At 69.0% G+C, this 12899-nt stretch carries 12 protein-coding genes; 5 read left to right on the top strand and 7 right to left on the bottom strand.

Annotated elements, in window-relative coordinates; genetic code table 11:
• Window positions 1-12 precede the first annotated feature (12 nt).
• On the top strand, window positions 13-795 hold the full coding sequence (locus EV137_RS02680) for a carbonic anhydrase (protein ID WP_134126288.1): 783 nt from the start codon (window positions 13-15) through the stop codon (window positions 793-795).
• A 155-nt stretch (window positions 796-950) separates the two neighbouring features.
• On the opposite strand, the gene EV137_RS02675 is transcribed toward EV137_RS02680, so the two are convergent.
• Genes EV137_RS02675 through EV137_RS02645 form a run of 7 tightly spaced genes read right to left on the bottom strand, consistent with a single transcriptional unit; the run spans window position 951 to window position 10045 of the window.
• On the bottom strand, window positions 951-1448 hold the full coding sequence (locus EV137_RS02675; RefSeq protein ID WP_134010084.1) for a beta-class carbonic anhydrase: 498 nt from the start codon (window positions 1446-1448) through the stop codon (window positions 951-953).
• Complete coding sequence (locus EV137_RS02670; protein WP_134126286.1) at window positions 1445-2419, bottom strand: ferredoxin family protein; 975 nt, start codon at window positions 2417-2419, stop codon at window positions 1445-1447. Before EV137_RS02670 ends, EV137_RS02675 begins: the two co-directional genes overlap by 4 nt.
• Window positions 2420-2465: 46 nt before the next feature.
• The gene (locus EV137_RS02665) at window positions 2466-4124 is read right to left on the bottom strand and encodes an MFS transporter (RefSeq protein ID WP_134126284.1); all 1659 of its coding nucleotides are present in this window, start codon (window positions 4122-4124) and stop codon (window positions 2466-2468) included.
• Window positions 4121-4822: an LppX_LprAFG lipoprotein gene (locus EV137_RS02660; RefSeq protein WP_134010090.1), complete on the bottom strand. Its 702-nt coding sequence runs from the start codon at window positions 4820-4822 to the stop codon at window positions 4121-4123. Before EV137_RS02660 ends, EV137_RS02665 begins: the two co-directional genes overlap by 4 nt.
• Window positions 4823-4827: 5 nt before the next feature.
• Window positions 4828-7275, bottom strand: coding sequence for a DNA gyrase/topoisomerase IV subunit A (locus tag EV137_RS02655; RefSeq protein ID WP_134126281.1), 2448 nt, complete (start codon window positions 7273-7275; stop codon window positions 4828-4830).
• Between the two features lie 59 nt (window positions 7276-7334).
• Window positions 7335-9278, bottom strand: coding sequence for an FtsX-like permease family protein (locus tag EV137_RS02650; protein ID WP_134126280.1), 1944 nt, complete (start codon window positions 9276-9278; stop codon window positions 7335-7337).
• On the bottom strand, window positions 9278-10045 hold the full coding sequence (locus tag EV137_RS02645; protein WP_134010096.1) for an ABC transporter ATP-binding protein: 768 nt from the start codon (window positions 10043-10045) through the stop codon (window positions 9278-9280). The genes EV137_RS02650 and EV137_RS02645 overlap by 1 nt, the downstream gene beginning before the upstream one ends.
• A gap of 108 nt (window positions 10046-10153) precedes the next feature.
• Between EV137_RS02645 and EV137_RS02640 the strand changes: the two genes are divergently transcribed.
• Genes EV137_RS02640 through EV137_RS02625 form a run of 4 tightly spaced genes read left to right on the top strand, consistent with a single transcriptional unit; the run spans window position 10154 to window position 12892 of the window.
• Window positions 10154-11416, top strand: coding sequence for a sensor histidine kinase (locus EV137_RS02640; RefSeq protein ID WP_134010098.1), 1263 nt, complete (start codon window positions 10154-10156; stop codon window positions 11414-11416).
• Entirely contained in the window at window positions 11398-12051 is a 654-nt protein-coding gene (locus EV137_RS02635; RefSeq protein WP_134010100.1) for a LuxR C-terminal-related transcriptional regulator, read from the top strand. The genes EV137_RS02640 and EV137_RS02635 overlap by 19 nt, the downstream gene beginning before the upstream one ends.
• Before the next feature lie 2 nt (window positions 12052-12053).
• Window positions 12054-12470 carry a CoA-binding protein gene (locus EV137_RS02630; RefSeq protein ID WP_134126278.1) on the top strand — a complete coding sequence of 139 codons (417 nt, stop codon included), beginning with the start codon at window positions 12054-12056 and terminating at the stop codon, window positions 12468-12470.
• On the top strand, window positions 12470-12892 hold the full coding sequence (locus tag EV137_RS02625; protein ID WP_134126276.1) for a TIGR03667 family PPOX class F420-dependent oxidoreductase: 423 nt from the start codon (window positions 12470-12472) through the stop codon (window positions 12890-12892). Before EV137_RS02630 ends, EV137_RS02625 begins: the two co-directional genes overlap by 1 nt.
• Window positions 12893-12899 lie beyond the last annotated feature (7 nt).

Genomic DNA, 12899 nt, shown 5'->3' with positions numbered 1-12899 from the left:
GGAGACCCGCCGATGAAGACCCCGTCCCGCCGCCATATCCTCACCGCTTTCGGCGCCGCCGTGGGCGCGGGTGCCCTCGCCGCCTGCACTACGGAAGCCGGTCCTAGCACGTCGCCGGGAGGCGGTCAGCCGGACGCATCGGTGGGAGGTGATGGGCCGCACACGTCGGCGGGTGCGATCGGAAGACACCCGCCCACGTCGGATGTGGTTGCTGATGGCAAGCAGGCGCTCGAGCGGTTGCTGGCGGGAAACGCGCGGTTCGTCGCCGCGCAGGAGCAGGATCTCGACGAGGGGATCGCTCGGCGGATCGCGGTGAGCAAGGGACAGCACCCGTTCGCGACGATCCTTGGCTGCGTCGACTCCCGCGTACCGATCGAGCTCGTCTTCGACCAGGGCCTCGGCGACCTGGTCGTCGTACGCAGCGCCGGCGGAGCGCTCGACCGGTCCGTGATCGGCAGCCTGGAGTTCGGAGTCACCGAGCTCCACACCCCGCTCCTGCTCGTCCTCGGCCACCAACGCTGCGGCGCTCTGGACGCGACCATCAAGGCCCTCGACAAGCCCACCAGCCACCCCGGCAAGCTCGGCTACCTCGTGGACACCCTCGCCCCGGCCGTCCGCCAGACCTTCGGCAAACCCGGCGACCGCCTCACCAACGCCGTCCACGCGAACGTCACCCACGTCCTCGCCGAACTCCGCCAATCACCCGTCATCGCCCCACTGGAGAAGTCCGGCAAACTCCAACTGACCGGCGCCTACTACGAACTCGACACCGGCAAGGTCACCCTCGAACCCTGATCGACACCACCTACCCCGGACAGGAACAGTGGCCACCCGTCGAGCAGACGACGGGTTATCCCCTCGCGTGATGGGTTCTCTACTGATACCCGAGGGGAGAACCCTGCACACGAGCGGATAACCCCGGCTCTTCTGACGGTGCCCCGCCGAGAGGGTCAGTCGATTTGGGTGAGGCGGCCGTTGTCCACGTCGTACATGAAGCCGCCGACGAGGATGTCCTGGCCGATCAGGGGGTGTTCGCGGACCGCGGCGACGTCGCGGCGGAGGGCCTCGAGCTGGTCGGGGATGACCGAGATCGGCAGGTAACCGGCCGGTTTCCCGGCAGCCAGTTCGACCTTCGCGCGGAGGTCGTCCTCGGACATCGCGGCCATCGCGCAGCGGGTGTGCGGGATGATCATGATCCGCCGGACGCCGAGCAGCTGGACGCCGAGGACCAGGCCGGTCATGGTGACCTCGGTGACCCGCCCGCCGGCGGACCGCAGGACCTTCGCGTCACCGGGTTTGAGACCGAGCATCTCCAGCGGCGGGATCCGCGAATCCATGCAGGTGACCACGCCGATCCCGGCATGGGCGATGCCGTCGAATCCGCCGTAGTGGAAGTCGGCGGCGTACTCGGCGTTGGCGGCGAGCAGGTCGTCGAACCCCCCGCTCATCGGGCTGCGCCTGAAATTGGGCCTGACATCGGGCCTGACATGGGGCCTGACACTGGGGTACCGGCGTGCAGAATCGACATGGCGAACGGTTCCTTTCCGCAAGAGTCCGGACGGGGTGGATCGGCTGGTGCACTGGTGACCGGCACGATCCATGCCCGCCCGTCGACATGCTGGACAGTGACGGTGTCGGCGCCTTCGCCGACGACCGCCAACGAATCCAATGACAGATCTCCGATCAATGAACGTACGGCGACCTCGGCGGCCTGACCGCGCTTGGTCCAGGTGGACCGGCCGCGCAGTCCGGTCAGTACTGTTTCGCCGCGGTCGGCCGCGGCCAGCACCTCGACCGCCGTGTCGACTGTGAGATGCCCGTGCATGGTTCCGGCCGGCAGGTACGTCGCGGTCGGCGCGAACCGGTGCCCGCCGAGGTGGTTGGCCTCCCAGACCCGGCCTGGCACGCGCTCGGCCAGCCCCGACACCAACGGCCGTCCGAGCAGAGCACAACACTCGTCGCGCTTCCCGTTGGTACAGACCAGCACGATCGGTTCGTCGAGCGGCGTCAGGACGGGCAGTGACGCGACAGCTGCCGCGCGATCACCACGGGCGACCGCGCCGAGGTCGAGGTCGCTGAGCTCGGACGGATCCGCGACCTGGCCGCCGAGCAGCCACGAATTCCCCGGCCTCGTGGAGGCGACGAACACCTGGTGTGCCCGCTCGACCGAGTCCGCGTGCCGGCCAGGGGAGCGGATCAGGCCGAACCGTACGTCGACCTTCTTGCACTCGTCGTCGAAGGATCCGCCGAATTCCGGGTCGAGGTGACTCTGTGTTGGTGCCTTCGCACCCCACGGGCCGGGCTGCTCGACGACGACCCATCCGGTCGCGACCACCGCCGTACCGGGCAACGGCTCCTGCAGTACCCGACAGAACGTCGAGCACAGGCCGGCGGCAGGAGCAGAGGTCCCAGGTGTCACGGCTTCACGTTACGCGACCTGAGACGCCTGTCCCTCATGATGATCATCATGTGTGCAGTACGCCACGCCGCCCGAGCAGCAGGACGCCCAGGACGGCGGCCAGAAACGCGCACACAGCGGCCCCGGCGAAGATCACGTGAACTTGTGAAACCGCCGCGTCGCGGAGCGCGTCGACGAACGGGCGGCAGTCGCCGGGAGAGGTCGGGCAGAGCTCGTTGGGCGATTTGATGCCGTCGGCAATCGCGTAGTACCGGCGGAGCCCGATCGCGGTCAGCGCCGAGACCCCGACGAGCATGCCGACCATCCGCGCGACCACGACGAGCGCGCTCACGAGGCCGTGGCTGTCAGCGGGCGTCGCACCGAGCATGGCGGTGTTGAGCGGTGACAGCGCCAGGCCGAACCCGAAGCCGCAGACGAGCAGTACGACGGTCGCCGGCCAGTGATCCAGCGCCGTACGGCTCCAGAACGCCATCACGACGAACATCGCCCCGGACAAGCCGAGCCCGGCACCGGTGATCAATCCGAGCCCATGGCGCCGTGTCAGCCACCCGCCGATGACCGCGCCGACCGGCAAAGCGATCAGGAACCGCAGCAGCACCAGCGCGGCCGCCAGCTGTCCACCGCCCTGCGTCGTGCGAGCAAACACCGGTACGTCGACCAGCGCCGCGATCAGCGCGCATCCGATCAGAAAACTGACCACCAACGAGCCCCAGGCCGGGCGACCACCCAGCAGGCCACGAGGCACGATCGCGGCCGCCGTACGACGCTGCCACAGCGCGAAGGCGACGGCGAACACGGCCGCCGCGACGAGCAGCCACGGTCCAGCGGGCGACATCAGCTCGCGCTCGGGATCCGCCGTCGCGAAAGCGAGCACGACACCAGCCAGTGCCAGCGCGAGCAGCAGCGCACCGACGAGGTCGACTCGCGAGAGCACTGCGGCCAGGTGTCCACGAGTCCGCCAGAGCACAAGGCCGAGCCAGACAAGCGCCAGTACCAGTGTGACGACCCCGATCGGCGTGAGCAGCCGGGACGTTCCGGTGAAGGGCACAAAGGGCAGACCGAGCGTCACGCCGGACGCGAGTCGATCCGGTGCTGTGAGTGTCAGCCCGAGCGCAAGGCAAGCGAGCAACCCGACGGCGCCCGAGAGCCGTGGTCGCCAGCGGCCGCGAAGCAGTAGCGCGAGCACGACGGCGACGACAAGGTTGAGCCAGAAGATGTACCGCCAGTCAGCTACCGCGAGTACGACGGCACCCAGCAACGGACCGAGCACGGAGCCCAGCTCCTGCACTGCCCCTACCACGCCCAACGGCAACCCGCGCCGCTCCGCCGGCCACAGGTCCGCAACCAATGCCAGCGTCGCCGGCACGAGCCCGCCGCCGCCGACCCCTTGAAGAAACCGACCGGTTACCACCAGCGGCAGGTCGTAGGCACCGGCCGTGATCAGCGACCCGACCGCGAACAGCAAGAGCGCCCCGACGAGCACCGGCGTCCGACCGGCAACGTCTGCGATCCGCCCGATCAGCGGCAGTACGGCGATGTACCCGAGCAGGAACCCGGAGATGATCGGCGCCGCCCGCTGCAACTCGTCCGCGGACAGCCCGACCCCGGCCATCATGTCCGGCAACGCCAGCACGACGACGTACGTATCGGCTGCCGCAAACGCAACGGCGATCGAAGCCAGCGTGAGGCGGGTCCTCGGGGTCACGGCTTCGTGATTTCGATCTTCTCGCCGTATTTGTCCAGGGTGACGTCGTAGCTGCTGGTGGCACCGGAGTAGAACGGGCCGGTGATGGTCGCCGAGATCAGTTGTTTGCTGCTCTTGTCGATCTTGAAGGTGCTCGGGAAACTCTGGTCGGCCGGGGCCTTCGGGAAGATGCCCTGAAGAGACTTCCCCTCGACGGAGCCGGTGACCTCGGTGAGGACCTTCGCGCCGTCGCGGGTCTCGCCCTTCACCTTGGCGTCCTTGAGCGTCGGCAGGACCGCGGTCAGGCCCTTCGCCGGATCGAGCAGGATCGCGGGGTCGGGTGCGCCGAGCCCGGCCAGCTGGGTCGGCGTGAGCTCGATGTAGCTGGGGGAGAACGACACCTTGGCGTAGACCTTGCTTCCGACCGCCACCACGTCGGCGTCGATCGGGGAACCGGACGATCGCACGGTCAGCTTGCCCTTGAACGCAGGCGCGTGCGTCGCGACGCCGTCACCGCTGGCGAGCGTGTTCCCGCTGTCCGGCAGGTCGCGGCCGGTCAGCACGATGTGCACGCTGGCGGCCTCGTCGATGGTCTTCTTGACGTCGGTCAGCAGCCCGACCGCGTCTGCGGTGGGCTGGTTCCCGCCGGTGTCCTTCTTGTCGCTACAGCCCGCCACCGCAAGTACCACGACCGCGCACAGCGCGAGCACTCTCTTCACAGAGGTCAGCCTGCCAGATCGGGAGCGCATGCAGCGATCGGCTGAGCAACCGGTACGCCGGATCCGTCGCGCCGCATGTCGACAGGTGGCAGCTCGACCGGTGCACCACTGTTCGCGCTGGCCTTCACCGGCGCCGTGCCGACGTACCCGAGCAGCAGGCCGTCCTCGCCCTTCAGCAGCCGCTGGCAACGCACACCGCCGGTCCCGCGGCCCTTGCCCGGGTACTCGCTGAACGGCGTCACCTTCACCGCGCCGACCTCGGTCCCCGGCAGCGCGGACGACGAGCCCGCGATGGTCACGACCTGCGCCTCACGCGCGGTGTCCACGGCACCGAAGAAGACCACCTTCGCCTTCGCGGCGAGCCGTACGCCGGCCATACCGCCCGCGGTCCGCCCTTGCGGCCGCACGGCCGACGCCGGGAAGTGCAGCAGTTGCGCGTCGGAGGTGATGAAGCACAGCTCCTCGTCACCGGTGGTCAGCTCGACCGCTCCGACGACCTCGTCGCCGTCCTTGAGACCGATGATCTCCCACGAGTCGCGGTTGCTGAGGTGATCCGGTACGACGCGCTTCACGACGCCACCCGCCGTACCGAGAGCGACACCGACCGAGTCCGGATCCATCGTGGTCAGAGCCAGCGCCTTCTCGCCCGGATCCAGCGACACGAACTCCGCGATCGGCGCGCCACCCTGCAGGTTCGGCGCGTTCGCGGTCGTCGGTACGGCGGGAAGGTCGAGCGACTCGAGCCGGATCAAGCGGCCCGCGCTGGTGATCACGCCGTACTGCCCGCGGGCCGTGCTCTTCACCGCGGACACGATCGCGTCGTGCTTCGCGCGCGAGTCGCTGGGACCGAACGGCTCCACGCCGTTGGTCCGCGCGAGCAGCCCTGTCGAGCTCATCAGGATCCAGCACGGGTCGTCGCTGACCTCCAGCGGCACGGCGGCCGTCTTGGTCGCGCCGGACGACTCCAGCAGCACGGTCCGCCGCGGCGTCCCGTACGTCTTCGCGACCTCGGCGAGCTCGTCGGAGACCGTCTTGCGGAGCAGCGCGACGTCCTCGATGATCGCGGTCAGCGCCTCGATGTCGCGCTCCAGTTCGCCCTTCTCGGTCTCCAGCTCGAGCTTGGAGTACTTCGTCAGCCGGCGCAGCGGCATGTCCAGGATGTAGTTCGCCTGGACCTCGGACAGGTCGTAGATCTCGATCAGCCGGGCCCGGGCCTCGGCCGAGTCGTCGCTGCTGCGGATCACCTGGATGACCTCGTCGATGTCCAGGATCGCGATCAGCAGGCCGTCGACGATGTGCAGCCGGTCCTGGGCCTTCTTCCGGCGGAACTCGCTGCGCCGGCGGGTCACGTCGTACCGGTGCTCGAGGTAGACCTCGAGCAGCTCCTTCAGGCCGAGGGTGCGCGGCTGTCCCTCGACGAGGCAGACGTTGTTGACGTGGAACGCGTCCTCGAGCGGGGTCAGCTTGTAGAGCTGCTCGAGCAGCGCCTCGGGGACGAAGCCGTTCTTGACCTCGATGACGAGCTGAGTGCCGTGAGTCCGGTCGGTGAGGTCCTTGACGTCCGCGATGCCCTGGAGCTTCTTGCTCTGCACCAGGGTCTTGATCTTCTCGATCACCTTCTCCGGACCGACGGAGTACGGCAGCTCGGTGACCACGATGCCCTTGCGGCGCGGGGTGACGTTCTCGACGCGGGCGGTGGCGCGCATCTTGAAGCTGCCGCGGCCGGTCGCGTACGCGTCCTTGATGCCTTCCAGGCCGACGATCTTGCCGCCGGTCGGCAGGTCCGGCCCGGGGATGAACCGCATCAGGTCGTCGAGGTCCGCGCCCGGCGTCTTGATCAGGTGCCGGAGCGCCTGGATCACCTCGACCAGGTTGTGCGGGGCCATGTTGGTGGCCATGCCGACCGCGATCCCGGCGGCGCCGTTGACCAGCAGGTTCGGGAAGGCGGCCGGCAGGACGTACGGCTCGGTCTCCTGGCCGTCGTAGTTCGGTTTGAAGTCGACGACGTTCTCGTCCAGACCGGTCGTCATCGCCATCGACGGCGGCGCCATCCGGCACTCGGTGTAGCGCATCGCGGCCGGGCCGTCGTCGAGGGAGCCGAAGTTGCCGTGGCCGTCGATGAGCGGCACCCGCATCGACCACGGCTGGGCGGTCCGGACCAGGGCGTCGTAGATCGCGCCGTCGCCGTGCGGGTGGTACTTACCCATGACCTCACCGACGACGCGGGCCGACTTCACATGGCCGCGGTCGGGGCGGATGTTGTTCTCCGCCATCGAGAACAGGATCCGCCGCTGGACCGGTTTGAGCCCGTCCCGGGCGTCGGGCAGCGCCCGGGAGTAGATCACCGAGTAGGCGTACTCCAGGTAGCTGGTACGCATCTCGTCGGAGACGTCGATGTCGAGGATGTGCTCCTCGAAGTCCTCGGGTTCGGCGGTGCTGGTACGGCGTGCCATGCGGGTCTACGAACTCCTCGATCAAGCGGTACGGACGCCGCGACGGTCCGGCGCCGTACCTATTGTCCCTGCTGAATTGCGTTTTGCCCGGCCACGACCCGCAGGAGGTACGCAGTCGGGGCCAGAGCGGACCCTACCGCCAGCGTCAGACAAAGTCCGCCGATGCCCAGCAGGATGCCCCACGGCACGGTGATCGGTACGTCGGCGACGCCTGATGTCATCGAATGTCGTACGAGAACACCGACCGTGATCGTGATCGCGGCCCCGAGACTGAGAGCGACCGCTCCGACCAGCGACGACTCCCAGAGCACCATGCGCCGTAGCTGCGCCGGCGTCGCACCGAGCAATCGCGAGGTGACGAACTCGTGACGGCGCTGCAGGCTGCCCATGAGGAGCGTGTTGGCGATCGCGATGGCGCTGTAGAGCGCGGCCGGCCCGAGCAGCATGACGAGCCCCAGCCGGTTCCCCTTCCGCAGACCCTCCGCCTGGTCGGCCTCCCAGTCGGTTGCGAGTTGCGCACCGGGAATCCGCTGCACGAGATCGGCCGGAGCAACCCCGTCGGCGGGCAGTACGAAACTCCGCTCCGTCCGGGCCTGCGGTGCGTGTTCGCGCGCAAGTTCGAGCGGGATCAGGAACGACGGGTTCACCCCGAACGCGTCCTTCACGATCGCGACCACTCGAAGCTTCACCGGCTTCCGGTCGGGGAAGACCACCGGGACCTCGGCGCCGACGCGATAGCCCTCGAAACCCGCCATCTCCTTGCTGACAGCAACCGTATTGCCGGTCAGCTCGCCGAGATCACCGGACCGAACGGTCAGGTCCCGGGTCTGTGACGCGATGACCGGATCGATCCCCTCCGCATCCTCGAGTTCCGCGTAGTCGGCCGCGACCCGCACCACCTGAAGAGGCACACCCGCATCAACCGCCTTCACCCCAGCGCGGTCAACGGGTGCGGCGCCGGTGACGACGATCGGCGCCCGGACCGCGTCCCGGATGGTCGCCGCCGCACTGTCCGCGGCAAAACTGAGGCTCAGCACCATGGACCCGGCGATCGCCGAGATGGCGAGGATCGGCGCCGCGAGGGACGCGCTCCGCCGCGGTGCCGCGAGCACGTTGCTCCGCGCCAGCCGCCCCGACACCTGCGTCCACGCGACGAGCGGCACTGCCCACACCCGTCCGACCAGCGGTACGACGAGGGGCGCGAGCAGGGTCAGCGCGATCACCATCACCATCGGCGTGAACATCGCGAGCGGTACGGCGCCCTCACCGCTCGACGGCCGGATCAGGGTCAGCATGGTGATCGCGCCGGCCAGGAACAGCAGCCCGAACACGACCCGCACCGGCCCGATCCGCGGCGGCTCCAGTGAGGCCTCGCGCAACGCGTCGATGGGACCGACCCGGCCTGCCCGCCGGGCCGCCGAACGCGCACCGAGCATCGCGACCAGCAACCCGGCCCCGACGGCGATCGCCAGCGGAACCCACGGTGACGCCGGCTCCAGCTTCACGGGTGCCAGCTCGGTGTACGACGCCTTGCGCAGCAACAGCGGCGTCGCGAGTTGAGCCGCGATCGCACCGGTCAGCGATGCGGCGAGCGCGACCGCGACGGCCTCGCCGAGCACCATCCGGCGGATCTGCCGCGGCGTCGCTCCGATCAGCCGCAGCAGCCCGTACTCCCGCCGCCGCGACGCGACGGCGAATGCGAACGTGCTGGCGATCACGAAGACCGTGATGAACCCGCTGATCGTCCCGACCATGCTGAGCACGGTCTGCAAACCGGACACATCGGCGTCCGACAACGGCACCTTCACGTTCTGGGGCGCCGTACCGTCGCCGCCGAGCGTCGTGACGCTGATGCTCGCGGAGGCCGGGCCGTGGTAGGCGATCGTGGCGGCCGTCGCGGTCGCGGCCAGCCCGAGCAGGAACACCCCGACCGCGAGCGCCACGAACGACCCGGCATACAGCGAGCGGTGACGGCCGACGGTCTGCCGGCTGAGGAAGAACATCACCGCTCCAGGTCGCTCATCGCCGCCGCGATCTGCGCGGGCGTGGCGCGATCGAGGTGGCCGGCGAGCAGCCCGTCGGACAGGAACAGCACGCGCTCGGCGTACGCGGCCGCGACCGGATCGTGGGTCACCATCACCACGGTCTGGCCGACCCGGTCGGTTGCCTCCCGCAACAGTCCGAGGATCTGCCGGCTGGTGCCGCTGTCCAGCGCGCCGGTCGGCTCGTCGGCGAAGAACACCGACGGCCGCGTGATCAACGCCCGCGCGATGGCGACCCGCTGCTGCTGCCCGCCGGACAGCTCCGCAGGTCGCCGCTTCGCCTTTCCCTCCAAGCCGACTTGTTCCAGCACCCGCTGTACGTCGTTCCGCGCCGGGCGGCGACCGGTGAGCCGCAGCGGGAGCGCCACGTTGTCGTACACGGTCAACGACGGCAGCAGGTTGTACGCCTGGAATACGAAGCCCATCTCGGCCCGGCGCAGTTTCGTCAGCTCTACCTCGTTCAGCCCGAGCAGGGTGACTCCGTTGAGTACCACGGTGCCTGTGGTCGGATGGTCGAGTCCTGCCGCACACTGCAGCAGTGTCGACTTGCCGGAGCCGGACGGGCCCATCACAGCGGTGAACGAGCCCCGCGCGAAGTGGTACGTCACCCCGCGCAGCGCGTCGACCGCCCCAGCCTTGGAGCGGTACGTCTTGGTGATGCTGTCCAGTAGCAGCGCAGGCGGCCCGGCCGGTGCGGTGTACGGATAGGTGGGCGCAGTAGCGGTCATAGTCCCAGCAAACCCGCGTACGGCGTTCTGGACCCTGGCCCACAGGGGAGACCTGCAGTAGCGCGCACGCTACCGCCCAGCAGCCGGTACCCGCTTAGGGTTGTCGCCATGACCGTGTGGGCCGCATTGGCGTCGCCGCGCTACCTCATTTCGTCGTGGCCGTGGCGGAGCTATGCGTACCTGTTCTCGTCCGTGCCGATGGGTGCGGTGTCGATCGTGGTGCTGGTCGGGCTGGCCGGGCTGAGTGCGTTGCTGAGCCCGATCCTGGTCGGGATCCTGATGCTGGCGGCGTTCCCGCTGCTCGGCGCGGCGATCGGGTGGATCGAGCGACGGCGGGCAGGGCTGATGCTGGTCGAGGGCATCAAGAGTCCGCACGCGAAACTGCCTGCCGGACTGACGTCGCGGGCGAAGCTGACATACCGCCGGCGCGAGCAGGCGTCGATGCGGGCCCTCGGGTACGGCTTCGTGCTCGGGGTGTTCGTCTGGCCGTTCAGCGCCGCGTTCGCGGGGATCAGTGCGACGGTCCTGCTGATCACGATCGCGGCGCCGATCATCGCGGACGAGGACCAACTGGGCATGGGGCCGTGGACGCTGGATTCGGCGCAGGAAGGATTCCTGTTCCTCGTCCTGTTCGGGCCGGTGTTCTACGTGGTCAGCTCCTACCTGCTCGGGGTGATCGCCGGAGCGGAGGCCTCCCTGGCGAAGGCGATGCTCGGACCGCGGCAGGAGGAACTGCAGCGGAATCTCGCCGAGCTGCGGCGTTCCCGGCTGGACCTGGTGGACGCGTTCGAGACCGAGCGGGTGCGGATCGAACGGCATCTGCACGACGGTGTACAGCAGCGGCTCGTCGGGCTCACCATGACACTCGGTCTGGCCGAGCTGGACCTGCCGGACGGCGAGGGCCGGCGGTTGGTGGTGAAGGCGCACGGCGAGGCGGAGGCTGCGTTGGCGGATCTGCGGGCCGCTGTACGAGGCATTCATCCGCGGGTGCTGGTGGATCACGGGCTGGAGGCCGCCGTACGGGAAGTTGCCGATCGGATGCCGCTGCCGGTGACGCTGCAGTTGTCGATCCCGACGCGGCTGCCGGGGCCGATCGAGGCTGCGGCGTACTTCGTCGTCAGTGAGGCGCTCGCGAACGTCGCCAAACACGCGCAGGCGTCGACGTGCGAGGTGACCGGCTGGGTGGACCGCGACCGGCTCGTCATCACGGTGCAGGACGACGGCATCGGTGGCGCGCAACTCGGTGCGGGGACGGGTCTCACCGGGTTGGTGACGCGGTTGGACGCTCTGGGCGGCACACTCGACGTCGACAGCCCACCCGGTGGGCCGACCCGACTGAGGATGGAGTGCCCGTGCCGACTCGGCGACTGAGCATCGTGCTGGCGGAGGACTCGCTGCTACTGCGGGAGGGGCTTGCCAGCATCCTGGATCGCGCCGGGCACGAGGTACGGGACGCCGTGGGGGACGGGGACGCGCTGCTGGCCGTCGTACGCAAGGACCCGCCGGACATGGTGATCACCGACGTACGGATGCCGCCCGGGCACAGCGACGAGGGGTTGCGGGCCGCGGCTGCGGTCCGGGCGGAGCTGCCCGCGATCGGGATCCTGGTGCTGTCGCAGTACGTCGCGGACGCGTACCTCTCGTCGTTGCTGGAGACAACGACCGGCGGGATCGGGTACCTGCTGAAGGACCGGGTCGGGCACGTGACCGAGTTCCTCGAGTCGCTGGACCGGGTCGCGGACGGCGGGACCGTGGTCGACCCCGAGGTGGTGCGGCAGCTGCTGGCGCGGCGGCGGAACGACGGGCCGCTGTCGGCGCTGACGCCGCGCGAACTGGAGGTGCTCGCGCTGATGGCGGAGGGCCGCGTCAACGGCTCGATCGCGGAGCAGTTGGTGGTGAGCGAGGCCGCCGTCCGCAAACACGTCGGGAATATCTTCGCCAAGCTGCGGTTGGACGAAGGGTTGGACCGGCGCGTTTCCGCAGTGCTGACGTATTTGAGGGGCTAGTCATGGACGAGGCGATTCGTAAGATCCTGGCCGAGTGCGACACGTGGGCCGTGGTGGGGTTGTCGAACAACACCGGCCGGGCGGCGTACGGCGTGGCGCGGTTCCTGCAGAGTCATGGGAAGCGGATCGTGCCGGTGCATCCGGCGGCCGAGACGGTGCACGGGGAGCAGGGGTACGCGACGCTTGCGGACATCCCGTTCCCGGTGGACTGCGTGGACGTGTTCGTGCGGTCCGAGCTGGCCGGGGAGATCGCGGACCAGGCGGTGGTAATCAAGGCGAAAGCGGTGTGGTTCCAGCTCGACGTAGTGGATCAGGACGCCTACGCACGGACGACGGCCGCGGGTCTCACGATGGTGATGGACCACTGCCCGGCGATCGAGTGGGGACGTCTCGGACCGATCTCTTCCGAAGGGCTCTGATGTTCACGATCGACACGTCCACCGGCTTCGGCAAGCGAATCACACGGCAGCTCGCCGACGAGCGGGTGGTTTGGCTGACCACCGTCGCCCCGTCGGGCACGCCGGCGCCGACGCCGGTGTGGTTCCTCTGGCACGACGACGAGATCCTGATCAGCAGCGAGCCGGACAAGGCCAAGCTGCGCAACATCGCCGGCCATCCGCAGGTCACGGTCAACTTCAACGCCACCCACACCGGGGGAGACGTCGGCGTCGTCTCCGGTACGGCGGTGATCGACCCGGACCCGATCAGCGGCGACGCGCTGGCGGCGTACAACACGAAGTACGCCGCCGACATCGCCGGCCTCGGGATGACGCCGGACCAGTTCCACGCTGCTTACTCGGTCCTGATCCGGATCACCCCCAGGAAACTGCGCGGTTTCTAGTCCGGAT

Origin of the sequence: Kribbella pratensis, assembly GCF_004366075.1 — a bacterium.
Taxonomy (GTDB): Bacteria; Actinomycetota; Actinomycetes; order Propionibacteriales; family Kribbellaceae; genus Kribbella; species Kribbella pratensis.
Note: the sequence above shows the minus strand (reverse complement) of the source record. Positions and strands in the feature narration are given on the sequence as shown.

Excerpts from the sequence above, each read along its gene's own strand:
- EV137_RS02655 (WP_134126281.1), bottom strand. The coding sequence starts at position 7,275 with ATGGCACGCCGTACCAGCACCGCCGAACCCGAGGACTTCGAGGAGCAC.
- EV137_RS02645 (WP_134010096.1), bottom strand. The coding sequence starts at position 10,045 with ATGACCGCTACTGCGCCCACCTATCCGTACACCGCACCGGCCGGGCCG.
- EV137_RS02675 (WP_134010084.1), bottom strand. The coding sequence starts at position 1,448 with ATGAGCGGGGGGTTCGACGACCTGCTCGCCGCCAACGCCGAGTACGCC.
- EV137_RS02680 (WP_134126288.1), top strand. The coding sequence starts at position 13 with ATGAAGACCCCGTCCCGCCGCCATATCCTCACCGCTTTCGGCGCCGCC.
- EV137_RS02630 (WP_134126278.1), top strand. The coding sequence starts at position 12,054 with ATGGACGAGGCGATTCGTAAGATCCTGGCCGAGTGCGACACGTGGGCC.
- EV137_RS02640 (WP_134010098.1), top strand. The coding sequence starts at position 10,154 with ATGACCGTGTGGGCCGCATTGGCGTCGCCGCGCTACCTCATTTCGTCG.
- EV137_RS02650 (WP_134126280.1), bottom strand. The coding sequence starts at position 9,278 with ATGTTCTTCCTCAGCCGGCAGACCGTCGGCCGTCACCGCTCGCTGTAT.
- EV137_RS02625 (WP_134126276.1), top strand. The coding sequence starts at position 12,470 with ATGTTCACGATCGACACGTCCACCGGCTTCGGCAAGCGAATCACACGG.